The sequence below is a fragment of the Streptomyces sp. NPDC046870 genome (assembly GCF_040704595.1).
Lineage (GTDB): Bacteria > Actinomycetota > Actinomycetes > Streptomycetales > Streptomycetaceae > Streptomyces > Streptomyces argyrophylli.
The window spans coordinates 489,798-516,133 of sequence record NZ_JBEYXM010000003.1 but is presented as its reverse complement, the minus strand read 5'-3'; the positions used below and the strand labels follow the sequence as shown (position 1 = coordinate 516,133).

Genomic DNA, 26,336 nt, shown 5'->3' with positions numbered 1-26,336 from the left:
CCCCGACGGCACCGGAGGCGTACCGGACGGCGGCATACCGGGCGGGGGCGGACCTCACGACGGCACACCGCACGACGGCACACCCGAGCGCCCGCCCGTCACCGAGCACCGGCTGCACCCGGTCACGCCCTTCCGCCGGGCGTGGGCGCCGCTCGCGGTACTGGCCGGCTGGGCCGCGCACGACCCGAACGGCGCCCAGGAACAGCTCGACCGGCTGACCGGCACCGTCCTCCTGCTGGGGCTCGCGGTCCTGGTGCCGGCGGCCGGCCTCTACGGCTTCCTGTCCTGGTGGTTCACGCACTACGCGGTCACCGACACCGAACTGCGCATACGCACCGGGCTGTTGTTCCGGCGCACCGCGCACATCCGGCTGGAGCGCGTCCAGGCCGTGGACGTCTCGCGCCCGCTCCTCGCGCGGATGGCGGGCGTCGCGAAGCTGCGGATCGACGTCGTCGGCGCCGAGAGCAAGGACGAGCTGGCCTTCCTGGGCGAGCGGGAGGCGGGCGCGCTGCGCGCGGAACTGCTCGCGCGCGCGGCGGGTTTCGCGCCCGAGACCGCGCACAAGGTCGGAGAGGCGCCCGCGCGCGTACTGCTGCGCGTGCCCCCGCGCGAGCTGGCACGCTCCCTGGTGCTGACGGGTGCCACCTGGGGCTCGCTGTGCGCCGCGCTGGTGGTCCCGACCGTGCTGTGGCTCGTCACCCACAGCCTGTGGACGGTCGTCGGGACCGCCCTGCCCCTGGTCGGCGCGGCCGGCGCGAGCAGCGTGGGCCGGTTCGTGACGGAGTTCGACTGGACGGTGAGCGAGTCCCCGGACGGGCTCCGCATCGACCACGGGCTGCTCGACCGCACGCACGAGACGGTGCCGCCCGGCCGGGTGCAGACCGTGCGGATCGTGGAGCCGCTGCTGTGGCGGTGGCCGGGCTGGGTGCGGGTGGAACTGGACGTGGCGGGCTCCGCCAACTCCGTGCTGATCCCGGTCGCCCCGCGCGCGGTCGCCGAGACCGTCGTCGCGCGCGTGCTTCCCGGCGTGACCGTGCCCGGGGAACTATCGCGGGTGCCGCGCCGGGCCCGGTGGTGCCTGCCGTTGTGGTGGCGCGGGCACGGGCTCGCGGTCACCGGCGCGGTGTTCGCCGCCCGGAGCGGCCTGCTGTGCCGCCGGCTCTCGCTCGTCCCGCACGCCAAGGTGCAGAGCGTACGGCTCACCCAGGGGCCGTGGGAGCGCCGCTGGGGGCTCGCCGACGTCCACGTGGACACCGGCGCGGACAAGACCGTGACGGCCCGGCTGCGGACCGCCGAGGAGGCCGCGCGGCTCCTGGTCGAGCAGGCGGAGCGGTCCCGCACGGGCCGCCGGGACGCCCTCCCCGACCGCTGGATGAGCACCGGCTGACCGGCACGGCCTCGACGCCCCACCGCACCGACGCGCCGGGCCCGGCTCCCCTCGCGGGAAGGCCGGGCCCGGTGCGTGTCGCGTACGGCTGACGCCGGCTCAGGAGGCCGCGCTGCGCAGCCCCTGGATGTCGATCTGCTCGGTCTCGTCGTGCGCGGTCAGGTCGATGACCTGGCCCACCCCCCGGGACCGCTCGTCGGCGGCCTTGAACCCGGCCTCGGACTCGGCCTTGTGCACGGCGAGCGCCTCGGGGCCGACGACGTCGGCGAGGTCCTCGTTCTGCACGGAGTCCAGCGTGGTCTTCGGCGCGCCCTTCTGGGTGCCGAAGAAGTCGAAGCCGCCCTCGACCACCGGGCGCCGCGCGGGCGCAGCCGGTACGACGGCCACCGCGGTCGGCACGGTGAAGTGCCCGGCGGCCGGCCGGCCGGCGGGACGCGCGGGTTCGCCGGCCGGCGCCCGGCCGGCGTCCTCCTTCACGCCGTCCGCCGCGGGTTCTCCTTTGGCGGCAGCGGCCTCGGCGGCGGCGTCCCCGGGAGCCGGGTGAGCCTCCGGCTCTGACGCCTCCGACGCGACGGCGACGGAATCGGCGGACTCGACGGACTCGGCCGCCCGGTCGGTGTCGGCGGACTCGGCGGCTCCGGTGGCGTCAGTGGACTCCGCGGCGTCAGCGGGCTCGGCGGACTCGACCCGCGCGGCCCGGACCTCCGCCGCCCCGGCCTCGTCCCCCTCGGCGTCAGCCTCGGCTTCGGTCACGACCCCGGCCTCCCCCTGGTCCGCACCCTCGCGGTCGAACCGCGCGAGGGCCGTCAGCGCCGACCGGTACAGCGGGGCGCCCTCGGGCGAGAACACCGCCGGCCGCTCCTCGGTGCCGGGCGCCTCCGGGGCCGCGGCGGCCGTGGGCTCGGCGCTGCGCGCCGGCGGCAGCGCGCGCGACGACGGCGTGGGCTCCGGCTCGGGCACGGCCGCTTCGATCTCCAGCAGCCGCCGCCCCTCCAGGGCGCTGGCCCGCTCGGTCTCCGCCGTGGCGTACCGGCGCAGCAGGGCCGCGTGCTCGTTGCGCAGACCCGCCAGCTCCGCCCGCTTGGCGCGCAGCCGCTGTTCCAGCTTCGCGCGCAGTTCGCGGGACTCCTCCAGATCGGTCTCCAGTTCGGCGACCCGTTCCTCGAACCGCCACTCGTCGCCCGCACGCGCGCGCATGAGTTCGGCGACCTGCTTGCCCGCCTGCGCGTCCCAGCGGCGCATCACGACCGCGCCGACGACCGCCGTCGCGGCGGCCGCCGCGGCCAGCGCGCGCAACACGGTGGCCTCGGAGAACACCCACGGACCCAGCGCGCAGGCGACGGAGACACCGGCGATCGCCGACGGGGGCAACAGCCGGTGCAGAGGCGGGGAATGGCGGTGGCGTCCACGTGGCATGGCCAGAAACTTACCGCGCGTAGGCGAATCATGGGCCCCCGCCCCGTAAAAACACGGCCACACCGTGGACCTCACGAGGTGTCGGGGCCAGGACGGCTCAGCGGTCGGTGAGCCGTCCGCTGAGCCACTGGAGCGCCGGCGGGACCTCGCGCCGCCAGGTGTTGAAGTTGTGCCCGCCGCTGCCGAGGATGATCGACGAGACCCGGGTCAGATTGGTGGCCTGGACCTGCTGGATGAACTTCATCGTGGCGTTGTAGTTGTGCTCGCCGACCTTGCTGCTGGTGACGAGCAGCGAGGTGTCCGGCGCCTTCTCGTGCTCCAGCAGCCAGAACAGGTCGGCGCGGTTGCGCAGCTTCTTGTCGCCGTGGAAGAGGTCACCGGTGGTCGGGTCGATCGGCGCCTTGTAGTACGGCGAGAGACCCGCGGCGGCCGCGTACACGTTCGGGTGGTGCATGGCGAGCTTGAGGGCGCAGTAGCCGCCCGTGGAGTCGCCGATGACGCCCCAGCTGCCCGGCCGCTTGCCGGCCCGGTAGTGCCCGAGGACGGCCTCCGGCAGATCCTTGGCGAAGAACGTCTCCGCCTGCGGCCCGCCCGGCACGTCGACGCACTCGGTGTCCCGTGGCGGTGCCACGGTCGGCCGCAGCATCACCAGGATCATCGGCTGCGCCCGCCCGTCCTTGGCCAGCCCCTGCGCCGTGCTCGGGTACTGCAGCTTCTCCACCAGCGCCCGCGCGGTGCCCGGGTAGCCGGTCATCACGACCGCCACCGGGAACGTGCGCGTGCGGTACTGCGGCTGGAAGTACTCCGGCGGCAGGTACACGTACGCCGGCGTGGCGATGTGGCTCTTGCGGCCCACGATGTCGACCTTCTGTATCTGCCCGCCGGTCTCCGGCCGCGCGGCCTTCACGCCCGGCACGTCGGAGGTGGAGACCACCTGGAGCGGGCCGCCGGTGCTGCCGTTGGCCGAGTGGTCGACGACGACTCCCTGCTCGGTCTCCTGGCCGAACAGGTCCGCCCAGCTGGCGTAGAAGCCGAAGGCCTGGTTGGCGGCGAGGCCGACGCAGGCGAAGAGCGCCACCTGGGTGAACAGCAGCAGACCGACCCGCCCGCTGACGGCCCGCCAGTTCGTGCGGGCCAGGCGCGGCCACAGCCATACCGTGCCGCCGAACAGCACGACGGCGACCAGAATCGCCAGCACCAGCACTTTGTTGCTCGTCAGACCCATGGGCTGTTTCCTGCCTGTGCTTTCCGCCCACGTCGTGCCCGCGCGACGTTGCGAGGGCTTGCCCGGGGCTTTCCTTGGCCTTTGACCCGACTTTCCGGTGGGGAGTGAACCTCTCTCCCCGAGACACCGTCCTAGAGGGCGCAATGTCGCCGGATGCCCGATCGGGCCCGGGTTCAAGGTCTCTCGCAGAACTACGGGATGCGATGTCTGTCAGGATAGATGGGGAAATGTCGGGCGGGGTTCCGGGCCGATCAAGCCGGGCGCGGCGCATACTGCGCGGCCCGCGCCCCGAGGCCGTTCCCGCCGTGGTGGGCAGGGCCGCCGCGCTCGTGGGCGCCCTGGACATCGCCGCGGGCGTGTTCCCGCGCTTCCGTCACAGCCGTATGCACGCTATCGCGGAGGTGCTGCCCGGCTCCTTCGGGCCGTTCGCGGCGGCGCTCTCGCTCAGCGCGGGCGTGCTGTTGCTGCTGCTCGCGCACGGGCTCAAGCGGCGCAAGCGCCGGGCGTGGCGTGCGGCGGTCGCGTTGCTTCCGGCGGGTGCGGTGGCGCAGTTCGCCTACCGGCACTCGGTGGTCGGCATGCTGATCGCGGTCGCGCTGCTGGTGCCGTTGCTGCGCCACCGCGACCAGTTCGCGGCCCTGCCCGATCCGCGCAGCAGGTGGCGCGCGCTCGCCAACTTCGTGCTCATGAGCGCCGGTTCTCTCGCCCTCGGTCTCGTCATCGTCAGCGTCCACCCGCACCGGACGATCGGCGACCCGAGCCTGGCCGACCGGCTGACGCACGTCATCTACGGCCTGGCCGGCTTCGAGGGCCCGGTCGACTACCAGGGCAACACCTCCTGGACGGTCGCCTTCTCCCTCGGCGCCCTCGGCTGGATCACCGCCGTCACCACGATCTACCTGGCCTTCCGCCCGGAGCACCCGGCCGCCCGCCTCACCGAGGACGACGAGGCCAGGCTGCGCGCGCTGTTGGAGAAGCACGGCGGGCGCGACTCGCTCGGCCACTTCGCCCTGCGCCGCGACAAGGCCGTCGTGTTCTCGCCGAGCGGCAAGGCCGCGGTCACCTACCGGGTCGTGTCCGGCGTGATGCTCGCCAGCGGCGACCCCATCGGGGACGTCGAGGCCTGGCCGGGCGCCATCGAGCGCTTCATGGACGAGGCCAGGGCCCACTCCTGGACGCCGGCGGTCATGGGCTGCTCGGAGACCGGTGGCGAGGTGTGGACCCGCGAGACCGGCCTGGACGCCCTGGAACTGGGCGACGAGGCGGTGGTGGACGTGGCGGATTTCTCGCTCGCCGGACGTGCGATGCGCAACGTGCGCCAGATGGTCAAGCGCATCGAGCGGGCCGGCTACGAAACCCGGGTACGGCGCATCCGTGACGTCGGCGAGGCCGAGCTGGAACGGATCCGCCGGGCCGCGGAGGACTGGCGCGGCACGGACACCGAGCGCGGCTTCTCCATGGCGCTCGGCCGCATCGGCGACCCGACCGACGGCGACTGCCTGATCGCCACCGCGCACAAGCAGGATGACGCGCCCGGCGAGTACGGCGACCTGAAGGCGATCCTCCACTTCGTTCCCTGGGGCGAGGACGGCGTGTCGCTGGACCTGATGCGCCGGGACCGCAGCGCCGACCCGGGCATGAACGAACTGCTCATCGTCGCCGCCCTGCAGGCCGCCCCCAGGCTCGGCATCGCCCGGGTCTCGCTGAACTTCGCGATGTTCCGCTCCGCCCTCGCCCGCGGCGAGAAGATCGGCGCCGGTCCGGTGCTGCGCGCCTGGCGCGGACTGCTGGTGTTCCTCTCGCGCTGGTTCCAGATCGAGTCCCTGTACAAGTTCAACGCCAAGTTCCAGCCGCGCTGGGAGCCGCGGTTCGTGGTGTACCGGAACTCCGCCGACCTGCCCCGCATCGGCTTCGCCGCCATGCAGGCGGAGGGCTTCGTCAACCTCGCCGTGCCGCTGCCGCGCTTCCTGCGCCGGCGCCGGGCGACGGCCCAGCGCACGTGCGCGCACACGGTGGCCGAACGCGACGTCCGGGCGGCCTGATCCGCTGCCCTGCCCCGAGCCCCGACACGCCGAGCGGTACAACCCCCGGGACCGGCCCGGGCGGAGCCCCACCCCCTCCGGCACGGGGGCTTCCGCCCGGGCCGCGGCGCGTTCCGGCACGGTCCTGGGCCTACGCTGAACGTATGAACAACCTCAGCGGGCGCGGCCGAGTGGCCGGCCTTCCGGCATGGGACCGGTGCGCGGTCATGGGGGTCGTGAACGTGACCCCCGACTCCTTCTCCGACGGCGGCCGCTGGTTCGACACGACCGCCGCCGTCAAACACGGCCTGGAGCTGGTCGCCGAGGGCGCGGACCTGGTCGACGTCGGCGGCGAGTCCACCCGGCCCGGTGCCACGCGCGTGGACGAGGCCGAGGAGCTGCGGCGGGTCGTCCCCGTGGTGCGCGGCCTCGCCTCCGAGGGCGTCGTCGTCTCCGTCGACACCATGCGCGCCTCCGTCGCCGCACAGGCCCTCGCGGCCGGCGCCGCCCTCGTCAACGACGTCAGCGGCGGCCTCGCCGACCCCGCGATGATCCCGGTGGTCGCCGACGCGGGCGCCCCCTTCGTCGTCATGCACTGGCGCGGCTTCCTCGAAGGCGGCAACGTCAAGGGCGTCTACGGGGACGTCGTCGGGGAGGTCGTGGACGAACTGCACGCGCGCGTGGAGGCCGTTCTGGCGGGCGGTGTCGCCCCGGACCGCATCGTCGTCGACCCGGGCCTCGGCTTCTCCAAGGAGGCCGAGCACGACCTCGCCCTCCTCGCCCACCTCGAACGGCTGTCCTGCCTCGGCCACCCGCTGCTGGTCGCCGCCTCCCGCAAGCGGTTCCTCGGCCGGGTCCTCGCCGGACCACAGGGGGCGCCCCCACCGGCCCGGGAACGCGACGCGGCCACGGCCGCCGTCTCCGCCCTCGCCGCGCAGGCCGGCGCGTGGGCGGTGCGCGTGCACGAGGTGCGCGCGACGGCGGACGCGGTCCGGGTGGCGCGTGCCGTGGAGGAGGCGCGCGGCGCGGCGGGCGCGCCCGGCACCGGCGAGCGCGGGGCGGAAGGAGAGCGGTGAGCGCCCCCCACACCGACGTCGAGCAGGTGGAGGCCGCCAACACCGCCTTCTACGAGGCACTCGAACGCGGCGACTTCGAGGAGGTCTCCTCGCTCTGGCTGACCCCCGCCGACCTGGGCGTGGACGAGACGTACCACGACCCCGCGGACAGCGGGGTCATCTCCTGCGTCCACCCCGGCTGGCCGGTGCTCACCGGCCGGGGCGAGGTCCTCAGGTCGTACGCCCTGATCATGGCCAACACCGACTACATCCAGTTCTTCCTCACCGATGTGCACGTCTCCGTGACCGGCGACACGGCGCTCGTGACCTGCACGGAGAACATCCTCAGCGGCGGCCCCGCCCCCGAGGAGGGCGCGGAGCTCGGACCGCTGGTCGGCCAGCTGGTCGTGGCCACGAACGTGTTCCGGCGCACGCCCTCCGGCTGGAAGCTCTGGTCGCACCACGCCTCCCCCGTGCTGGCCGAGACCGACGAGGACGACGACGACAACCACGGGAACGGCGCGAACCCGGACGACGAACCCCTGGCCTGACACCGAGAAGTGGTTGGAATCACCTACCCCGGGGTAGAAGCGGCTACCAGCCCATGACAAGGCGGGGTTCCCGGGGGAAACGGCCGGTGAACCCCGCGGACACCGGCCCGCGCCGACGCCCCCGCGGCCCGGCTTTGCCGGTGCCCGCAGGTAGATTCGTCCGAGGCCGGTGTGCCGCCCGCACGCGGCACGGGCCGGTCGTTCCCGACGATTGCAGGAGTGATTCGCGTGGATCGTGTCGCGCTGCGCGGCCTCAAGGCCCGCGGGCACCACGGGGTGTTCCCCAAGGAGCGCGAGGAGGGCCAGACCTTCATCGTGGACCTCGTCCTGGGCCTGGACACCCGTCCGGCCGCGGCCGACGACGACCTGACGAAGACCGTGCACTACGGCATCGTGGCCGAGGAGGTCGTGGCCGTGGTCGAGGGCGAGCCGGTGAACCTCATCGAGACCCTCGCCGAGCGGATCGCCCGGACCTGCCTGAAGCACGAAGCGGTGGAGGAGGTCGAGGTCCGCGTCCACAAGCCGGACGCCCCGATCACCGTCCCCTTCGACGACGTGACCGTCACCATCACCCGGAGCCGAGTATGACCCGACCTTTCCACCAGGGTCACAGCGACCCGACCGTCCAGCCGGTGCCCGCCTCGGTCCTCGAGCAGGTCGACGCCGCCGACACCACGCTGAGCAACCCGAAATGGGCCGTGATCTCCATCGGCTCCAACCTCGGCAACCGCCTGGAGACCCTCCAGGGGGCCGTCGACGCCCTGGAGGACACCCCGGGCGTCCGGGTGAAGGCCGTCTCCCCGGTGTACGAGACCGAGCCGTGGGGCGTGGAGCCGGGCAGCCAGCCGTCGTACTTCAACGCGGTCGTGGTCCTCAAGACGACCCTGCCCCCGTCGTCCCTGCTGGAGCGGGCGCACGCCGTCGAGGAGGCCTTCCACCGCGTCCGGCAGGAGCACTGGGGCCCGCGCACGCTCGACGTCGACATCGTCGCCTACGCCGGCGTCACCTCGGACGACCCGCGGCTGACCCTGCCGCACCCGCGCGCCCACGAGCGCGCCTTCGTGCTCGCGCCCTGGCACGACGTCGACCCGCAGGCGCAGCTCCCCGGCCGCGGCACGGTCGCCGACCTGCTGTCCGCCGTCACCCGTGAGGGTGTCGTGCCCCGCGCGGACCTGGAACTCCGGCTGCCCGAGTAGTCGTTAAGGTCAAGACGGTCAGGACCAAGACGACCACCGTCCGGAGCGGTCCGGGGGAACTGAAGGGACACCGTGAGAGAGCTGCGCATCAGGGTGCTGGCGGGCGTGTTCGTCGTGGCAGGCATCCTGTCCTGGGCGGGTGCCCGCCTCTGGAACTCGATCGGGACCCTCCCCAGCGTCCCCCTGGCCGCCCCCGTCGTCCTCGCGCTGATCGCGGTGGTCCTGCTCTCGACGGCGCTGTCGCTGCGCGCCCGTCTCAGGGCCCAGCGCGAGCGCCGGCCCGGCGCCAAGGGCGTCGACCCGCTGATGGCCGCCCGGGCGGTCGTCTTCGGCCAGGCCAGCGCCCTGGTGGCCGCGCTCGTCGCGGGCATGTACGGCGGCACGGGCGTCTTCCTGCTGGAGCTGCTGGACATCCCGGCCCGCCGCGACCAGGCGATCTACGCCGGCTTCTCGGTCGTGACCGGCCTCGGCGTGATAGCCGCCGCCATCTTCCTGGAGCGGGTCTGCAAGCTCCCGGAGGACGACGACCAGAACCATCCGGGGGCGGAGCCGGTGGCCTGACCGCCCGCCCCGCGTCCCGGCGCGTTCTCCGCCCCGCTCAGCGCGCCATGATCAGGCTCATCGCCTCGTTGCGCGTCGCGGCGTCCCGCAGCTGACCGCGGACGGCGGAGGTTATGGTCTTCGCGCCCGGCTTGCGGATGCCGCGCATGGACATGCACATGTGCTCGCACTCGATGACCACGATGACGCCCCGCGGCTCCAGGATGTCCATCAGGGAGTCCGCGATCTGCGTGGTGAGACGTTCCTGCACCTGCGGCCGGCGGGCGTAGACGTCGACCAGGCGGGCCAGCTTGGACAGGCCGGTGATCTTGCCGGTCTCGGACGGGATGTAGCCGACGTGGGCGACGCCGCGGAACGGCACCAGATGGTGCTCGCAGGTCGAGTACACCTCGATGTCCTTCACCAGGACCATCTCGTCGTGCCCCAGGTCGAACGTCGTCGTCAGCACGTCCTCCGGCTGCTGCCACAGACCGGCGAAGATCTCCTTGTAGGCACGCGCGACCCTGGCCGGCGTCTCCCGCAGCCCCTCACGGTCCGGGTCCTCGCCGACCGCGATCAGCAGTTCGCGTACGGCGTTCTCGGCGCGCTTCTCGTCGAACTCGCCGATGGGCCCCTCGCCGTCCAGCGTCACCGGGTCGGTCATCTGGTTCCTCGTTCCTGTGCCTCGCGCGCGGAGTGCTCGCGTTCCGTCCGCGGACATGCGAAATGCCGCGCCCCCCAGGCTAGAACCTGGGGGGCGCGGCATCCATTCCGGGCCTTCGGCCGGAACGGGGTCAGCTCTCGGAGCGGTCCTCGGGGGTCTGCTCCGTCACCGGGGCGGACTCCGCGGCGGTGGACTTCGCCGTGCTGATCGCCGCCGTCGCGCCGTTCGCACCGTTGGTCAGTGCCAGCTCCTTCGGGGAGAGCACCGGCGGGCGGGTGGACGGGGTGCGGCGGGAGGAGCCGGTCCAGGCGGGCCGCGGCGGGCGCTTGACGATCGGGGCGAAGATCTCGGCGATCTCCTCCTTGCCCAGGGTCTCCTTCTCCAGCAGCTGGAGGACGAGGTTGTCGAGGACGTCGCGGTTCTCGACCAGGATCTCCCAGGCCTCGTTGTGCGCGGTCTCGATGAGCTTCTTGACCTCTTCGTCCACCAGCGCGGCGACCTCTTCCGAGTAGTCGCGCTGGTGAGCCATCTCACGGCCCAGGAACGGCTCGGAGTTGTCGCCTCCGAACTTGATCGCGCCGAGGCGCTCGGTCATGCCGTACTGGGTGACCATCGCGCGGGCCAGGTTGGTGGCCTTCTCGATGTCGTTCGCGGCGCCCGTGGTCGGGTCGTGGAAGACCAGTTCCTCGGCCGCCCGGCCGCCCAGCATGTAGGCGAGCTGGTCGAGCATCTCGTTGCGCGTGGTCGAGTACTTGTCCTCGTCCGGCAGGACCATCGTGTAACCGAGGGCACGGCCACGGGACAGGATCGTGATCTTGTGGACCGGGTCGGAGTTCGGCGAGGCCGCCGCGACCAGGGCGTGACCGCCCTCGTGGTACGCGGTGATCTTCTTCTCCTTGTCCGACATGATCCGGGTCCGCTTCTGCGGGCCCGCGACCACGCGGTCGATCGCCTCGTCCAGCGCCTTGTTGTCGATCAGCTTCTGGTCGCCGCGGGCGGTGAGCAGCGCGGCCTCGTTCAGCACGTTGGCGAGGTCGGCACCGGTCATGCCCGGGGTGCGGCGGGCCACGGCGGACAGGTCGACGTCGGGCGCGACCGGCTTGCCCTTCTGGTGGACCTTGAGGATCTCCAGGCGGCCCTGCAGGTCCGGCGGGTCGACCGCGATCTGCCGGTCGAAGCGGCCGGGGCGCAGCAGCGCCGGGTCGAGGATGTCCGGGCGGTTCGTGGCGGCGATCAGGATCACACCGCCCTTGACGTCGAAGCCGTCCATCTCGACGAGCAGCTGGTTCAGCGTCTGCTCGCGCTCGTCGTGACCACCGCCGAGGCCGGCGCCGCGGTGGCGGCCGACCGCGTCGATCTCGTCCACGAAGACGATCGCCGGGGCGTTCGCCTTGGCCTGCTCGAACAGGTCGCGGACGCGGGAGGCACCGACACCGACGAACATCTCGACGAAGTCCGAACCGGAGATCGAGTAGAAGGGGACGCCCGCCTCGCCGGCGACGGCGCGCGCGAGCAGGGTCTTGCCGGTACCCGGGCGGCCGTAGAGCAGCACACCCTTGGGGATCTTGGCGCCGACGGCCTGGAACTTGGCCGGCTCCTGGAGGAACTCCTTGATCTCCTGGAGCTCCTCGACGGCCTCGTCGCAGCCCGCGACGTCGGAGAAGGTCGTCTTGGGGGTGTCCTTGGTGATGAGCTTCGCCTTGGACTTGCCGAAGTTCATGACCCGGGAGCCGCCGCCCTGCATCTGATTCATCAGGAACAGGAAGACGACCACGATCAGGACGAAGGGCAGCAGCGAGAGCAGGACGCCGACGAACGGGTTCTGCTTGGACGGCGAGACCGTGTAGCCGTCCGGAATCTGCTTGTCCTGGTACTTGGTCTGCAGCGTGCCGGCGATGGTCACGCCCTGGTCGCCGATGTAGCTCGCCTGGATCTTCGAGCTGCCCTGGACCTTGTAGCCGTCCTTGAGCGTGACCTTGATGCTCTGCTCGTCACCGGTGGTGAGCTTGGCCGACTCGACCTTGTTGTCGTTGATCGCCGCCACGACCTGGCCGGTGTCCACCGTCTTGTAGCCGCCGGACGAGCCGACGACCTGCATCAACACGACCACGGCAAGGACGGCCAGCACGATCCACATGACCGGCCCACGGAAGTATCGCTTCACGTCCATCCATACGGAGCGGTGCCGCCCCGTCCCTCCTGCCATAGTGAGTTTGATAAGACAGTTCTTCTGACGGTACCCCAGCATTGTTGCCCGAAGCCGCACGGAGCCGTTTCGACGGCTGGGAAACCGTCTCTGCATCCTTCAACGGCGTGGAACCCGCTGGGGTTCCCGATCGTCCTACTGGGCTTGGGCCGACTGGCTCAGCCGCCGTAGACGTGGGGCGCGAGCGTACCGACGAAGGGCAGGTTGCGGTACTTCTCGGCGTAGTCGAGGCCGTAGCCCACGACGAACTCGTTCGGGATGTCGAAGCCGACCCACTCCACGTCGATGGCGACCTTGGCGGCGTCCGGCTTGCGCAGCAGCGTGCACACCTTCAGGGAGGCGGGCTCGCGGGAGCCGAGGTTGTTGATCAGCCAGGACAGGGTCAGGCCGGAGTCGATGATGTCCTCGACGATCAGGACGTGCCGGCCCTTGATGTCGGTGTCGAGGTCCTTGAGGATCCGCACGACACCGGAGGACTGGGTGCCCGCGCCGTAGGAGGACACGGCCATCCAGTCCATGGTGACGGGGGTGGACAGCGCCCGGGCCAGGTCCGCCATGACCATCACCGCGCCCTTGAGGACGCCGACGATGAGCAGGTCCTTGCCCGCGTACTCCGCGTCGATCTTCGCGGCCAGCTCGGCCAGCTTCGCGTCGATCTCTTCCTTGGTGATGAGTACCTGCTGGAGGTCGGCACCCATGTCTTTCGCGTCCACCCGCATCACTTTCGGTCGTCCCGCACTTACGGCCGCGTGCGCGGCCACCGGCTCCGGCCGCACGCACGGCCTCCGGCTGCCCGGCCCGCCGGAGCTCGCTCCGGGGAGGTCGGGATTCAGCCTTGCCGAATCACCAGTCTGCCACCCTGCCGCTGGGCGACGACCCGGCCCGGGAGATTGATGGCTCCCTGACCGCGCCAGCCGGTGATCAGGCGGTCGACTTCCTCGATGTGGCGGGCGAACAGCGCACCGGCCGGGGCACCGGCCTCGATGGCGGCGCGGCGCAGGACCCGGCGGCGCACGGCGGGCGGGAGCGCGTACAGCTTGGCGCACTCCAGCAGGCCGGCGGCGTCCCGGACGGAGGCCTCGGCCTGGCGGGCCCAGGCGTCCAGGGCGTCGGCGTCGTCGCGGGAGAGCTGGGCGGTGCGGGCGAGCGCCTCCACGACGCCCTTGCCGAGGGCCTTCTCCAGGGCGGGCAGGCCCTCGTGCCGGAGCCGGGAGCGGGTGTAGGCGGGGTCGGCGTTGTGCGGGTCGTCCCAGACGGGCAGCGACTGGACCATGCAGGCCTTGCGGGCGGTCTGCCGGTCGAGCTGCAGGAAGGGCCGCCGGTAACGGCCGCCGGCCCCCGAGACCGCGGCCATGCCGGACAGGGAGCGGATGCCGGAGCCGCGGGCGAGACCCAGCAGGACGGTTTCGGCCTGGTCGTCGCGGGTGTGGCCGAGCAGGACCGCGGCGGCGCCGTGGCGTTCGGCGGCGGCGTCCAGGGCCGCGTAGCGGGCGTCGCGGGCGGCGGCTTCGGGGCCGCCCTCGCGGCCGACGGTCACGGCGGCGGACTCGACCGGATCGAGTCCGAGCCCGCGCAGCCGCAGGACGACCTCCTCGGCACGGAGGTCGGAGCCGGGCTGGAGGCCGTGGTCGACGGTGACCCCGCCGGCCCGGACGCCGAGCTTGGGTGCCTCGAAGGCGAGGGCGGAGGCGAGGGCCATGGAGTCGGCGCCGCCGGAGCACGCGACGAGGACGAGCGGGGAGGGGGGCCGCTCGGCCGTCCGGTCCGGGCGCGCGCCGGCCGGCTGCGGGGCCGGGTGCGCGGGGAGGGCCTGGTGGTCGTTGAGGATGTCGTGGAGGACGCGGCGAACCGCCAGGCGTATCGCCGCGACCGCAGGATGGGGACCCATGTCCGGTTCCCTTCATGAAGTTTTCGGGGGGTGAACCCGGGACGGTCACTCAGAGTGTGTAGATGGTGACAGAAGCGGGCCGTTCCCCGAGCATTGCACGCCTACGCATGGCCCACGGTCCCTCGGACGGGTGATTGGCGGGGCATTCGCCTGCCGTCGGCCGGATTCCTTTCACGACGTCCACGTGACGTTCACTACTCGGCCTTGCGGTGCACCCGCGCGACCCAGTCCGCCGGTTTGGCGATCTCCGCCTTGGTGGGGAGGGTGTTGGGCGAGGTCCACACACGGTTGAAGCCGTCCACGCCGACCTGTTCGACCACGGCCCGCACGAACCGTTCGCCGTCCCGGTACTGCCGCAGTTTGGCGTCCAGACCGAGCAGCTTGCGCAGGGCCGTGTCCAGGCGGGAGGCGCCCTTCGCGCGGCGCTGCTGGAACTTCTCGCGGATCTCCGCGACGGTCGGTACGACGCTCGGGCCGACGCCGTCCATGACGTAGTCGGCGTGCCCCTCCAGCAGGGACATCACGGCGGTGAGCCGGCCGAGGATCTCCCGCTGGGCGGGGGTCTGCACCAGCTCCACGAAGGAGCGCCCGCCGTCCTCCTCCTCGCCCTCGGGACGGCCGCCGACCAGGGACTGGGCGGCGTCCCGGATGCGCTCCAGGAAGGTCATCGGGTCGACGTCGGTCTCCGCCAGGAACGACTGGATCTCGCCCTCCAGGTGGTCCCGCAGCCAGGGCACGGCGGTGAACTGCGTGCGGTGGGTCTCCTCGTGCAGGCACACCCACAGCCGGAAGTCGTGCGGCTCGACGTCGAGTTCGCGCTCGACGTGGACGATGTTGGGCGCGACGAGCAGCAGCCGTCCGCCGCCGTTCTCGCCGGCCGGCAGGTCGCGGCCGGCGGGCGCGAAGGTCTCGTACTGGCCGAGGACCCGGGAGGACAGGAACGACAGGAGCATGCCGAGTTCGACGCCGGTGACCTTGCCCCCGACGGCGCCGAGGACCGCGCTGCCCGGGTTGCCGCCGCGCCGTTCCTGCATCTTCTCCAGGAGCGGGCGGAGGATCTCGCGGAAGCCGGCGACGTTGGCGCGGACCCAGCCGGGTCGGTCGACGACGAGGACGGGGGTGTCGTGGGTCTCCTCGGTGCCCATCCGGGTGAAGCCCCGGACGTGTCCCTCCGAGGCCTTCGCGTGCCGGCGCAGCTCCGCGACGACGGCCCTGGCCTCGTCGCGGCTGACGTCGGGGCCGGGGCGTACGAGGCGGGTCGCGGTCGCCACCGCGAGGTTCCAGTCGACCATCCCGGGAGATGCGGTGCCACCGAAGCCAGTCATGCTGTCAACCGTACGTGAGCGCCCCCATTTCGGGCAGGCCGTGGGGATGCCGACAGGGCCGGCCGCGCTTTCCGGTCACCCGGCGCCGCGAGCCGCCCCAGGGCCGGCAGGAGCCCGCGGCGGGCGGCGACGGAGCCCCGGAGCGTGGCCGGGCGGTGGTCGTCCGCGGTCAGCCCGCCAGGGCCGTCGCCGCTCTGTCCAGGGCCGCCTGGGCCTCCAGGGGGTCCGTCGTGTCCGAGGCGAGGAAGGCGAAGGCCAGGAGGTGGCCGGCCTTGTCGACGACCGTGCCCGCGAGGGTGTTCACACCGGTCAGCGTGCCCGTCTTGGCGCGTACGAGGCCGGCCGCGCCGTCGGTGTACCGGGTGCTCAGGGTGCCGGTGAAGCCGGCCACGGGCAGGCCGGTGAGGACCGGGCGCAGGCCGGGACGGGCGGGGTCGCCCGCCTTGGCCAGCAGGGCGGTGAGGAGGTCGGCCGTGAGCCGGTCGTCGCGGTTCAGACCGCTGCCGTCGTGGAAGGCGGCGCCGGCCATCGGCAGGCCCAGCTTGCGCAACTGGGTGGCGATGGCCTTCGCGCCGCCGTCGAAGCCGGCGGGCTGCCCGCTCGCCAGGGCGGTGTGCCGGGCCAGGGCCTCCGCGATGTCGTTGTCGCTGTTGGTCAGCATCCGCTCGACCAGCTCCGACAGCGGCGGCGAGGAGACCCGGGCGAGCGTCTCCGCGCGCGTGCTGGCCTTGGAGGGGCCGGGGGCCGTGGTGGCGATGCCGGCGTCCTTCAGGAAGCCCGCGAACCGGGTGGCCGCGTCCGCCGCCGGGTCGCCCACGCGGGGCGCCGGACCCTCGGTGGAGGCGTCGGTGCGACCCTCGTCCACGGTCAGGGCGCTGATCGGGGCGAGGTTGTCGTTGACGCCGATGGGGTGCAGGGCGGGGCCGGTGAAGAGGGTGGTGTCGTACGAAAGGGTGATCTTGTGGATGCCGCGCCGGTCCAGTGCCTTCGCGGTGTCCGCCGCCAGCGCCCGCAGGCCGGCCCAGCCGCCGGTCCTGGCGTGCGCGGTGAGGGTGGGGTCGCCGCCGCCGACCAGGACGAGTTCCCGGGTGTCGGGTTCCAGGGCGGTGCGGGTGGTGAGGCGGTGGTCGGGACCGAGGGCGGACAGCGCGGCGACGGCGGTGGCGATCTTGGTGGTGGAGGCGGGTGTGAGGGCCTTGCCGGAGTCGGCGCCGTAGAGGCGCTCGCCCGTCGTGACGTCGACGACGGCCGCCGCGTGGCTGCCGCCCAGCGCGGGCACGTCCAGCAGGGGCCCCAGGGCGTCCGAGAGCGCCTTCGCGTCCGGAGAGGTCTTCTTGGTGCCGACCGCGCCCGTGGTGGCGCCGAGTCCCGTCAGCACGGCCGCGGCGCTCGGCGCGGGCCGGGGCGCCCCGGCGGCCCTGCCGGAGCGGCCGTGATCTGCGCCACCTGACCGCTCCAGAGCGGCGGCGCGGTCCCGCTCGGCCGTACGCTGACCGTTGGCGTCCCAGGGACCGGCCACGGTCACCACGCCGGCGGCCAGTGCCAGGCCGGCGGTGGCGGCGCCCGCGGTGTACTGCCAGGTCCTGACGGTCCGCGGACGGGGGAGGTGCACAGGCCTGACGCGGACGGCCTCCGTCAGCCGCGCGATCCGCGGCCGGGCGGCCGTCACGGCGCGCGCCAGACCCGGTCGTACGGCGGCCACGATCCGCGCCACGCGCGGTCTCGCGGCCCGCCAAGGCCTCAGCTCAGGCACGACCACCAGCCCCTTTCGCGATCACACACCTGCGTGAGGGACACTTAACCACCAGAACTATGTGCTGATCATGGAGGAGCCACCGGTGGAGTTCGACGTCACGATCGAGATCCCGAAGGGTTCGCGGAACAAGTACGAGGTGGACCACGAGACCGGTCGGATCCGCCTGGACCGTCGTCTCTTCACCTCGACCGCATACCCGACCGACTACGGCTTCGTCGAGAACACCCTCGGCGAGGACGGCGACCCGCTGGACGCGCTGGTCATCCTGGACGAGCCGACCTTCCCCGGCTGCCTCATCCGCTGCCGCGCGATCGGCATGTTCCGCATGACGGACGAGGCCGGCGGCGACGACAAGCTGCTGTGCGTCCCGGCCACCGACCCGCGCGTGGAGCACCTGCGCGACATCCACCACGTGTCGGAGTTCGACCGCCTGGAGATCCAGCACTTCTTCGAGGTCTACAAGGACCTGGAGCCCGGCAAGTCGGTCGAGGGCGCCAACTGGGTGGGCCGGACGGACGCCGAGGCGGAGATCGAGCGGTCGTACAAGCGCTTCAAGGAGCAGGGCGGCCACTGAGCCCCCGCTCGCGTGAACGGGCCGCACGCGCACGCGTGCGGCCCGTTTCGCATGTCCGCACACTTACGGCCCGGCCGGGTACGTGTGCGCATACTGATGCTTACGGCAAGTGCGGTTCAGAAAGCGGTGCGAGGTGACGGAGGCGGAGGAGCGCAAGCCCCGGTCGGACGAGGCGCGGTACGACCCGGAGATCACGTCCGAGTTCGCCATCCCCAAGGGTCTCGACGTCCCGAGGGCCGGCGAGTCGGAGACGACCTCCGAGTTCGCGGTCCCGGAGGGGCTGGAGACCCCGCAGCCGCCCAGTGCCGAACCGGAGGGCTCGGCGTTCGGCACACCGAGCACCTACAGCGCGAAGACCGCACCGGCCGAGTTCACCCCGGCCACCGGTGTGCCGCTGGTCAGCCTGGTCAAGGACGCGCCCTGGCAGGACCGGATGCGCACGATGCTGCGCATGCCGGTGACGGAGCGGCCGGCGCCGGAGCCGGTGCAGCGCGTGGAGGAGGGCGGCCCGGCCGTCCCGCGCGTGCTGGACCTGACCCTGCGTATCGGTGAGCTGCTGCTGGCCGGCGGTGAGGGCGCGGAGGACGTGGAGGCCGCGATGTTCGCGGTGTGCCGGTCCTACGGCCTGGACCGGTGCGAGCCGACCGTCACCTTCACGCTGCTGTCGATCTCGCACCAGCCGTCGCTGGTGGAGGACCCGGTGACGGCGTCCCGGACGGTGCGGCGGCGGGGCACCGACTACACGCGTCTTTCGGCCGTCTTCCGGCTGGTGGACGACCTGACCGACCCGGAGACCCATGTCTCCCTCGAGGAGGCCTACCGGCGCCTGGCGGAGATCCGCCGCAACCGGCATCCGTATCCCGGCTGGGCGCTGACCCTGGCGAGCGGGCTGCTGGCCGGTGCGGCCTCCGTGCTGGTCGGCGGTGACCCGATCGTGTTCCTGGCGGCGGCCGTCGGCGCGATGCTCGGCGACCGGCTGGCGTGGCTGTGCGCGGGGCGCGGGCTGCCGGAGTTCTACCAGTTCACCGTGGCCGCGATGCCGCCCGCGGCGATCGGGGTGGCGCTGACCCTGGCGCACGTGGACGTGAAGGCGTCCGCGGTGATCACCGGTGGGCTGTTCGCGCTGCTGCCGGGGCGGGCGCTGGTGGCGGGGGTGCAGGACGGGCTGACGGGCTTCTACATCACCGCCTCGGCCCGGCTGCTGGAGGTCATGTACTTCTTCGTCGGCATCGTCACCGGGGTGCTGACCGTCCTGTACTTCGGCGTGAAGATCGGCGGCAAGCTGAATCCGGACGCGCAGCTGGGCATCTCCCAACGGCCGCTGATCCAGATCGCGGCATCGATGCTGCTGTCGCTGACCTTCGCCGTACTGCTCCAGCAGGAGCGGTCCACCGTGCTCTGGGTGACCCTCAACGGCGGGGTGGCCTGGTCGGTGTACGGCGCGATGCGCTACGCGGGCGATATCTCGCCGGTGGCCTCCACGGCCGTGGCGGCGGGGCTCGTGGGGCTGTTCGGGCAGTTGCTGTCCCGGTACCGGTTCGCCTCGGCGCTGCCGTACACGACGGCGGCGATCGGGCCGCTGCTCCCCGGTTCGGCCACCTACTTCGGGCTGCTGTCCATGGCGCAGAACGACGTGGACAAGGGGCTGGTGTCGCTGGCCAAGGCCGCGTCGCTGGCGATGGCCATCGCCATCGGGGTCAACCTGGGGTCGGAGATCTCCCGGCTGTTCCTGCGGGTCGGCTCCGCCGGGAAGCGCCGGGCCGCCAAGCGGACGCGCGGGTTCTGAGTCTCCCCGTCCCCCGCGCCCCGGTCAGTGGCCGCGGTTGTCGTACGGGTACTGGTTGGGGTCGTACTGGTTGGGGTCGTACTGGTTCGGCTGGTGCTGGTCGGGCTGGTGCTGCGGGTACTGCTGCTGCGGGTACTGCTGCCGGCCGTAGGACTGACCGGCGTCGTAGCCCTGGTCGCCGTGGCCCCGGTCGTCGTAGCGCCGGTCGTCGTAGCCCTGGTCGGCGTACCCCTGATGGCCGTGGCCCTGGTTGTCGTAGCCCTGGTTCCAGTCCTGCTGGTACGGCTGCTCGTACTGCGGGGCGTACGGCTGCTCGGGCTCGACGCGCCGCAGGCGGGTCGTGGCGTCGTCCATGACCGGCGGGTGCTGGTACTGCGGCTGCTGGTGCACGGGCCGGGCCTGCTGGTAGACGGGCTGCCGCGCGGGTTCCGGGGCGCTCTGCCCGGCCTTCCTGCTCTTGCCGCGCGCCCGCAGGTACTCGATCGCGATCGGGATCACCGAGACGAGGACGATCAGGATCAGGATCGCCTCGATGTTCTTCTTGACGAAGCCGATGTTGCCGAGCCAGGAGCCGAGCAGGGTGACGCCCGCGCCCCACAGCACACCGCCGATGACGTTGAAGGTCAGGAACGAGCGGTACTTCATGCCGCTGACGCCCGCGATGATCGGCGTGAACGTGCGCACGATCGGCACGAAGCGGGCCAGGACCAGGGACTTCGGGCCGTACTTCTCGAAGAACTCGTGCGCCTTGGCGACGTTCTCCTGCTTGAAAAGCCGGGAGTCCGGCCGGTTGAACAGGGACGGGCCGACCTTCTTGCCGAACATGTAGCCCGCCTGGTCGCCGAGGATCGCGGCGAGGGAGATCAGCGCGATGGCGGCCCAGAGCGGGAAGTCGAGGTCCCCGGACGTGATCAGCAGGCCGCACGTGAACAGCAGCGAGTCACCCGGCAGGAAGAAGCCGATGAGCAGGCCGGACTCGGCGAAGACGATGAGCAGCAGACCCCAGACGCTGTACGTGTCGAGCAGATAGTTGGGATCCAGCCAGCTCGGGCCGAGGGCGAGTGTCATAACGGGTCCGGCTCCTGAGAGGTGAAGGCGGCTACGGCGGCTGAACGTCGGTGGGGCGCCGTACAAAACTATCAACGTAAGGGGACCACCCCGGGTTCCACCGCGTCACCGTGGGGTGCCCGGGCCCGGGGAGCCGGCCCCGGGCCCGGACGTCAGGAGGAGGTGTGCCGGTCCGCGTTGGCGAGGATCGCCTCGCGCAGGTGTTCGGCGAGGCCGGGGCGCATGGCGTCGTAGAACGCCTTGAAGCGCTCGTCGGAGACGTACATCTCCGCGAAGCACCGGTGCATCTCGTAGGGGACCTCGAAGTAGTACCGGCTGATGTGCCGCCGGTGTTCCTCGGCCAGGTCCATGGCCGCCTCGCCGGCCGGCCGCTCGCCGTCGGCGACCAGGGCGGCGTACCGCTCGCCCCAGTCGTCCACCTCGGCCTGGATGCGCTTCCAGTCCTCCTTCGTGTAGGCCGCGGCGCGGCGCCGCGACTCGGCGTACGCCTCGGTGCCGCCCCAGCGCCGCTCGGCCTCCTCGGCGTACTGCTCGGGGTCCTTGTCCCCGAAGACCTCGAACCGCTCCTGCGGTGTCAGGTCGATGCCCATCGTGCGTGCCTCCAAGGCGTGCTCCACGGCCGCGGCCATCTTCTGCAGCTTCTCGATCCGGGCGGTCAGCAGGTCGTACTGGCGGCGCAGGTGTGTGCGCGGGTCCGCGTCCGGGTCGTCGAGCAGGGCCGCGACCTCGTCGAGCGGGAAGCCGAGCTCGCGGTAGAACAGGATCTGCTGGAGCCGGTCGAGGTCGGTGTCGCCGTAGCGCCGGTGGCCGGCGTACGTCCGCTCGCTGGGCACGAGCAGGCCGATCTCGTCGTAGTGGTGCAGGGTGCGCACCGTGACGCCGGCGAACCCCGCGACCTGTCCCACGGAGTAGCTCACTTTCCGCTCCTTGTCGTCGGTACGCCCCCACGCTGCGGCCTCACGCCGCGTGAGGTGCAAGCCGGCAGCACGTTCTGGATGCTGTAGTTCCGGATGTTGCGTGCGTTTCGTCCGCTTATGGTGAGCCCGTGGCCCAGGAGACGACGCAGCAGGCGCCCCCCAGCGCTCCGACCGCCCCGGCACGGGCTCTGCTGCCGTTCATCCTGCCCGCCGTCCTCGTGGGCGTGGTCGCGAGTCTCGTCTTCGTCGGGGTGAGCACGGCGGGGGAGAAGCTCCAGCACCTGCTGTGGGGGCCGCTGCCGGACGCCCTCGGCGTGGGCCGCTCCAGCGTGCTGTGGATGTTCGTCGTGCTCGTGGCGACCGGCATCGCCGTCGGGCTGGTGGTCTGGAAGGTCCCCGGCCACGCCGGGCCCGACCCGGCCACCGTCGGACTGGAGGCGCCGGTGCTGCCGCCGGCCGTCCTGCCGGGCCTGGTGCTGGCCACCGCGCTCATGCTGGCCGGCGGTCCGAGCCTCGGCCCGGAGAACCCGGTCATCGCGGTCAACGTGGGCCTCGCGGCCTGGCTGGGCGCGCGCTTCCTGCCCCGGACGCCGGGCGCGCTGTGGCCGGTGCTGGCGGAGGCGGCGACGATCGGCGCGCTGTTCGGCACACCGGTGGCAGCGGCACTGGTGATCTCCGAGGCGCTGGCGGGGCGGCCGATGCCGGGCCGGCTGTGGGACAACGTCTTCGCGCCGCTGACCGCGGGCACGTGCGGGGCGATCACGACGGCCCTGGCGGCCCGTCCGACCTTCGACCTGGGACTGCCGCCCCTGGGCCACCCGCGCCCGGGAGACCTGCTGGCAGCCCTGGTGATCGCCTCGGTCGCCGCGCTGCTCGGCATGTGCGCCGTCCGCGCCTTCCCGTACGCCTACGCGGCCTTCCGGCGGCTGCGGCACCCGATGCTCATGCTTCCGGCCGGCGGGGCCGTGCTGGGGGCCCTGGCGGCTCTGGGCGGCCAGCTGACGCTGTTCAAGGGCGTGACGGAGATCGGGCAGCTGGTCCGCGACCCGGAGGGCTGGTCGGCGGGACAGTTCGCCACCATGACGGTGGTGAAGCTGGCCGCGCTGCTCGTCGCGGCGACCTGCGGCTTCCGGGGCGGCCGGATCTTCCCCTCGGTCTTCGCCGGTACCGCGCTGGGCCTGTGCGCCCACGCCCTGGTACCGGCCGTGCACCTGTCGGTGGGCGTGGCCACGGGCGTGCTGGGCATGCTCCTGGCGATCACCCGGCAGGGCTGGATGAGCCTGTTCACCGCCGCCGTCCTGGTCTCCTCGCCCGGGACTCTCGCCCTGCTGTGCGTCGCCTCGCTGCCGGCCTGGCTGCTGGTGACGGGCCGTCCGCAGATGCAGCTGCGGCAGGACGGGACCCCGGTCCGATGACCCTCCCCCACCCGACCCCCATTCCCCCTGGCACCCGTTCATCTGGAGGCACATCCCGATGGCCCTGCACAAAGGTCCCGAGAAGCACGAGCGGCGGACGATGTCGGTCAACCCGTTCTTCGGGGAGGCCAACCCCGTCGGCGGCATGACCGAGGCCCCGCCCACGCACCGGCTCCCGGACGCCCCGCTGTCGCCGTCCACGGCGTACCAGCTGGTGCACGACGAGCTGATGCTGGACGGCAACTCCCGGCTGAACCTGGCCACTTTCGTCACCACCTGGATGGAGCCGCAGGCCGGGGCGCTGATGGGCGAGTGCCGGGACAAGAACATGATCGACAAGGACGAGTACCCGCGCACGGCCGAACTGGAGCGGCGCTGCGTGGCGATGCTCGCGGACCTGTGGAACGCGCCGGACCCGTCGGCGGCCGTCGGCTGTTCGACGACCGGGTCGAGCGAGGCGTGCATGCTCGCCGGGATGGCGCTGAAGCGGCGCTGGACGAAGCGGAACTCCGACCGCTATCCGGGCGCGCGGCCCAATCTGGTCATGGGCGTCAACGTCCAGGTGTGCTGGGAGAAGTTCTGCGACTTCTGGGAGGTGGAGGCCCGGCTGGTCCCGATGGAGGGCGACCGCTTCCACCTGGACCCGCAGGCGGCCGTCGACCTGTGCGACGAGAACACCATCGGGGTCGTCGGCATCCTCGGCTCGACCTTCGACGGCTCCTACGAGCCGGTCGCCGACCTGTGCGCGGCCCTGGACGCCCTCCAGGAGCGCACCGGGCTCGACATCCCGGTGCACGTGGACGGCGCGTCCGGCGCGATGGTGGCACCCTTCCTGGACGAGGACCTGGTGTGGGACTTCCGCCTGCCGCGCGTGGCGTCGATCAACACCTCCGGGCACAAGTACGGGCTGGTGTACCCGGGCGTCGGCTGGGCGCTGTGGCGGGACAAGGAGGCGCTGCCCGAGGAGCTGGTCTTCCGGGTGAACTACCTGGGCGGCGACATGCCGACCTTCGCGCTGAACTTCTCCCGGCCCGGCGCCCAGGTGGTGGCGCAGTACTACACGTTCCTGCGGCTGGGCCGGGAGGGTTACCGGGCGGTGCAGCAGTCGACGCGGGACGTGGCGACCTCGCTCGCCTCCCGGATCGAGGCACTCGGCGACTTCCGGCTGCTCACGCGCGGGGACCAGCTCCCCGTGTTCGCGCTGACCACCGCCGGCCACGTCAGCTCCTACGACGTCTTCGACGTCTCCCGGAGGCTGCGCGAGGGCGGCTGGCTGGTGCCCGCCTACACCTTCCCGGCGAACCGCGAGGACCTGTCCGTGCTGCGGATCGTGTGCCGCAACGGTTTCTCGCACGACCTCGCCGACCTGTTCCTGGACGACCTGGCCCGCCTGCTGCCGGAACTGCGCCGGCAGCCGCACCCCCTGACCCGCGACAAGGGGGCGGCCACCGGATTCCACCACTAGGGTCAGCCGGTGGCGGGGCCGGGGTCTTCCGTGTGGATCAGGCCGGGGCCCGCGAGCCGGCATGATCCGAACGAGAGGCCCTAGCGGCCCAGGCGGGCGAACGTCCGTACGGCCAGCGGGAAGAACACCGCCAGCAGGGCGAGCGGCCAGAGGACGGCCGGCCAGAGGTGCCCCGGCGCGCCGCCGGGGCCGCCCAGCAGGTGCCGTACGGCCGTCGCGGTCTGGGACAGCGGGTTCCACTCGACGGCCGTGCCCAGCCAGTCGGGCATGGACGCGGGCACGGCGAAGGCGTTGGAGAGGAAGCCGGCCGGCCAGACGAGGATCTGCACGGCCTGCACCATCTCCGGGCGGCCGGCCAGCAGGGCGAGGCAGATGCCGATCCAGAGCATCGCGAAACGGAGCAGCAGGAGCAGGCCGGCGGCGGCCGCGCAGGCACCGGGGCCGCCGTGCGTCCGCCAGCCCAGCGCGTACGACACCCCGGTCAGCACGGCGAGCCCGACCGCGGACTGGAGCATGTCGGCGACCGACCGGCCCACGAGCACCGCGCCGTCCGTCATCGGGAGGGAACGGAAGCGGTCGATCACGCCCCGGTCGAGGTCCTGGGTGACCGCGAGCATGGTGCCCTCCAGGCCGAAGGCCATGGTGAGCACGAGCATGCCCGGCACCAGGAAGTCGAGGTAGTCACCGGTCACGCCCCGGCCGCCGCCGACGAGGTAGCCGAACATCAGCAGCAGCATCACCGGGAAGACCAGTGCGACCAGCGGCTGACCGGGCCGCCGTGCCCAGTGGGCGAGTTCGCGCCGGGTCATGGTCCAGGAGTCCGTCAGGACGTACGTGCTCACGCGGCCTCCTCCGCCCGGTCCGTCCGGCGGTTCGCGTCGTCCTTCGCGTGCCGTTCCGCGTCGCCGGTGAGGTGCAGGAACACCTCGTCCAGGGTGGGACGGCGCAGCACGATGTCCGCGGCCTCGACGCCGGCGGACTCCAGGGCCCCTACGACCCCGGAGAGGGCGGCCATGCGGTCGGTGACCGGGGCGCTGAGCAGCCGGCGGTCGGCGTCGACGGTGACCCCGGGCAGGGGCAGTACGGCCACCGCGTCGGCCAGCCGGTCCGCGTCGCGCAGGACGACGTCGACGCGGTCGCCGCCGGTGAGGCCCTTCAGGTCCTCGGGGGTGCCGTCGGTGACGACCCGCCCCCGGTCCACGAAGGCGACGCGGTGGGCGAGCTGGTCGGCCTCCTCCAGGTACTGGGTGGTGAGCAGGACCGTCGTACCGCCGTCGACCAGGGAGCGGACCGAGGCCCACACCTCGGCCCGGCCGCGGGGGTCGAGGCCGGTGGTGGGCTCGTCCAGGAACAGCACCGCGGGGTCGGTGATCAGGGAGGCGGCCAGGTCCAGGCGGCGGCGCATGCCGCCGCTGTAGCGGGCGACCGGGGTCCGTCCGGTGCCGGTGAGGCCGAAGCGCTCCAGGAGTTCCGTGGCGCGCACGCGCGCGTGGCGGGCGCCGAGGTGGTGCAGGCGGGCGAACATCTCCAGGTTCTGCCGGCCGTCGAGCTGCTCGTCCAGGGCCGCGTGCTGACCCAGCAGACCGATGCGCCGGCGGACCGCGCGGGCGTCGGTCAGCACGTCGTGCCCGGCGACCCGGACGCGCCCGCTGTCGGGCCTGAGCAGGGTGGACAGGATGCGGACCAGGGTGGTCTTGCCCGCGCCGTTCGGGCCGAGCACCGCGTGCACGGTGCCGCGCGTGACGTGCAGGTCGAGCCCGTCCAGGGCGGGTCTGCCGCCGTAGGTCTTGCGTACGCCCTCGACGGTGATCGCCGTGTCGGCCATGCCGCTCCCTCTGTTAGTCAAGTTTGACTAGTAGCTCGGAAGATAACGCCGGGACC

At 72.5% G+C, this 26,336-nt stretch carries 23 protein-coding genes; 11 read left to right on the top strand and 12 right to left on the bottom strand.

Annotated features, from left to right (window positions below):
• Positions 1-34: 34 nt before the first annotated feature.
• The gene (locus AB0946_RS10860; RefSeq protein WP_366760293.1) at positions 35-1,387 is read left to right on the top strand and encodes a PH domain-containing protein; all 1,353 of its coding nucleotides are present in this window, start codon (positions 35-37) and stop codon (positions 1,385-1,387) included.
• A 99-nt stretch (positions 1,388-1,486) separates the two neighbouring features.
• Here the strand turns inward: AB0946_RS10860 and AB0946_RS10855 are convergent, their stop codons facing one another.
• Complete coding sequence (locus AB0946_RS10855; RefSeq protein ID WP_366760231.1) at positions 1,487-2,803, bottom strand: hypothetical protein; 1,317 nt, start codon at positions 2,801-2,803, stop codon at positions 1,487-1,489.
• 97 nt (positions 2,804-2,900) lie between these two features.
• Positions 2,901-4,028 carry an alpha/beta hydrolase-fold protein gene (locus AB0946_RS10850; RefSeq protein WP_366760230.1) on the bottom strand — a complete coding sequence of 376 codons (1,128 nt, stop codon included), beginning with the start codon at positions 4,026-4,028 and terminating at the stop codon, positions 2,901-2,903.
• Between the two features lie 227 nt (positions 4,029-4,255).
• Here AB0946_RS10850 and AB0946_RS10845 point away from each other — a divergent pair, with 227 nt between their 5' ends.
• The 6 genes from AB0946_RS10845 (at position 4,256) to AB0946_RS10820 (ending at position 9,412) form a co-directional block, all read left to right on the top strand.
• Positions 4,256-6,070, top strand: a complete 1,815-nt coding sequence (locus AB0946_RS10845; RefSeq protein WP_366760229.1) for a phosphatidylglycerol lysyltransferase domain-containing protein — start codon at positions 4,256-4,258, stop codon at positions 6,068-6,070.
• 143 nt (positions 6,071-6,213) lie between these two features.
• Entirely contained in the window at positions 6,214-7,125 is a 912-nt protein-coding gene (folP, locus tag AB0946_RS10840; protein ID WP_366760228.1) for a dihydropteroate synthase, read from the top strand.
• Positions 7,122-7,655: a nuclear transport factor 2 family protein gene (locus AB0946_RS10835; RefSeq protein ID WP_366760227.1), complete on the top strand. Its 534-nt coding sequence runs from the start codon at positions 7,122-7,124 to the stop codon at positions 7,653-7,655. Before folP ends, AB0946_RS10835 begins: the two co-directional genes overlap by 4 nt.
• Before the next feature lie 228 nt (positions 7,656-7,883).
• A complete protein-coding gene (gene folB, locus AB0946_RS10830) occupies positions 7,884-8,243 on the top strand; it encodes a dihydroneopterin aldolase (RefSeq protein ID WP_366760226.1) in 360 nt (119 codons plus the stop codon).
• Positions 8,240-8,851 carry a 2-amino-4-hydroxy-6-hydroxymethyldihydropteridine diphosphokinase gene (gene folK / locus AB0946_RS10825; protein WP_366760225.1) on the top strand — a complete coding sequence of 204 codons (612 nt, stop codon included), beginning with the start codon at positions 8,240-8,242 and terminating at the stop codon, positions 8,849-8,851. Before folB ends, folK begins: the two co-directional genes overlap by 4 nt.
• Before the next feature lie 72 nt (positions 8,852-8,923).
• Positions 8,924-9,412, top strand: coding sequence for a DUF3180 domain-containing protein (locus AB0946_RS10820; protein WP_366760224.1), 489 nt, complete (start codon positions 8,924-8,926; stop codon positions 9,410-9,412).
• A gap of 37 nt (positions 9,413-9,449) precedes the next feature.
• Here AB0946_RS10820 and folE read toward each other — a convergent pair whose 3' ends face one another.
• From folE to dacB, 6 genes are all read right to left on the bottom strand, one after another.
• On the bottom strand, positions 9,450-10,055 hold the full coding sequence (gene folE, locus AB0946_RS10815; RefSeq protein WP_366760223.1) for a GTP cyclohydrolase I FolE: 606 nt from the start codon (positions 10,053-10,055) through the stop codon (positions 9,450-9,452).
• 130 nt (positions 10,056-10,185) lie between these two features.
• Entirely contained in the window at positions 10,186-12,225 is a 2,040-nt protein-coding gene (ftsH, locus tag AB0946_RS10810) for an ATP-dependent zinc metalloprotease FtsH (RefSeq protein ID WP_171154079.1), read from the bottom strand.
• Positions 12,226-12,419: 194 nt separating this feature from the next.
• Positions 12,420-12,980 carry a hypoxanthine phosphoribosyltransferase gene (hpt, locus tag AB0946_RS10805; protein ID WP_030342680.1) on the bottom strand — a complete coding sequence of 187 codons (561 nt, stop codon included), beginning with the start codon at positions 12,978-12,980 and terminating at the stop codon, positions 12,420-12,422.
• A 110-nt stretch (positions 12,981-13,090) separates the two neighbouring features.
• Positions 13,091-14,149 carry a tRNA lysidine(34) synthetase TilS gene (tilS, locus tag AB0946_RS10800; protein ID WP_366760221.1) on the bottom strand — a complete coding sequence of 353 codons (1,059 nt, stop codon included), beginning with the start codon at positions 14,147-14,149 and terminating at the stop codon, positions 13,091-13,093.
• 194 nt (positions 14,150-14,343) lie between these two features.
• Positions 14,344-15,441 carry a zinc-dependent metalloprotease gene (locus AB0946_RS10795; protein WP_366760292.1) on the bottom strand — a complete coding sequence of 366 codons (1,098 nt, stop codon included), beginning with the start codon at positions 15,439-15,441 and terminating at the stop codon, positions 14,344-14,346.
• Positions 15,442-15,643: 202 nt separating this feature from the next.
• Positions 15,644-17,233, bottom strand: coding sequence for a D-alanyl-D-alanine carboxypeptidase/D-alanyl-D-alanine-endopeptidase (dacB, locus tag AB0946_RS10790; RefSeq protein WP_366760220.1), 1,590 nt, complete (start codon positions 17,231-17,233; stop codon positions 15,644-15,646).
• A 79-nt stretch (positions 17,234-17,312) separates the two neighbouring features.
• On the opposite strand from dacB, the gene AB0946_RS10785 reads away from it, so the two are divergent.
• Both AB0946_RS10785 and AB0946_RS10780 read left to right on the top strand, forming a co-directional pair.
• On the top strand, positions 17,313-17,804 hold the full coding sequence (locus tag AB0946_RS10785; RefSeq protein WP_029381130.1) for an inorganic diphosphatase: 492 nt from the start codon (positions 17,313-17,315) through the stop codon (positions 17,802-17,804).
• Between the two features lie 133 nt (positions 17,805-17,937).
• Positions 17,938-19,590, top strand: coding sequence for a threonine/serine exporter family protein (locus AB0946_RS10780; RefSeq protein WP_366760291.1), 1,653 nt, complete (start codon positions 17,938-17,940; stop codon positions 19,588-19,590).
• A gap of 24 nt (positions 19,591-19,614) precedes the next feature.
• Here the strand turns inward: AB0946_RS10780 and AB0946_RS10775 are convergent, their stop codons facing one another.
• Positions 19,615-20,658, bottom strand: a complete 1,044-nt coding sequence (locus AB0946_RS10775) for a VTT domain-containing protein (RefSeq protein ID WP_366760219.1) — start codon at positions 20,656-20,658, stop codon at positions 19,615-19,617.
• Positions 20,659-20,810: 152 nt separating this feature from the next.
• Positions 20,811-21,575 (bottom strand): MerR family transcriptional regulator, encoded by a 765-nt coding sequence (locus AB0946_RS10770; RefSeq protein ID WP_366760218.1) that lies wholly within the window; start codon positions 21,573-21,575, stop codon positions 20,811-20,813.
• Positions 21,576-21,703: 128 nt separating this feature from the next.
• On the opposite strand from AB0946_RS10770, the gene AB0946_RS10765 reads away from it, so the two are divergent.
• Both AB0946_RS10765 and AB0946_RS10760 read left to right on the top strand, forming a co-directional pair.
• Positions 21,704-22,990, top strand: coding sequence for an ion channel protein (locus tag AB0946_RS10765; protein WP_366760216.1), 1,287 nt, complete (start codon positions 21,704-21,706; stop codon positions 22,988-22,990).
• A 58-nt stretch (positions 22,991-23,048) separates the two neighbouring features.
• Positions 23,049-24,455 (top strand): glutamate decarboxylase, encoded by a 1,407-nt coding sequence (locus AB0946_RS10760; protein ID WP_366760215.1) that lies wholly within the window; start codon positions 23,049-23,051, stop codon positions 24,453-24,455.
• A gap of 80 nt (positions 24,456-24,535) precedes the next feature.
• Here AB0946_RS10760 and AB0946_RS10755 read toward each other — a convergent pair whose 3' ends face one another.
• Together AB0946_RS10755 and AB0946_RS10750 are read right to left on the bottom strand one after the other, a co-directional pair.
• Positions 24,536-25,297: an ABC transporter permease gene (locus AB0946_RS10755; RefSeq protein WP_366760214.1), complete on the bottom strand. Its 762-nt coding sequence runs from the start codon at positions 25,295-25,297 to the stop codon at positions 24,536-24,538.
• Entirely contained in the window at positions 25,294-26,280 is a 987-nt protein-coding gene (locus tag AB0946_RS10750; RefSeq protein WP_366760213.1) for an ATP-binding cassette domain-containing protein, read from the bottom strand. The genes AB0946_RS10755 and AB0946_RS10750 overlap by 4 nt, the downstream gene beginning before the upstream one ends.
• Positions 26,281-26,336: the final 56 nt, after the last annotated feature.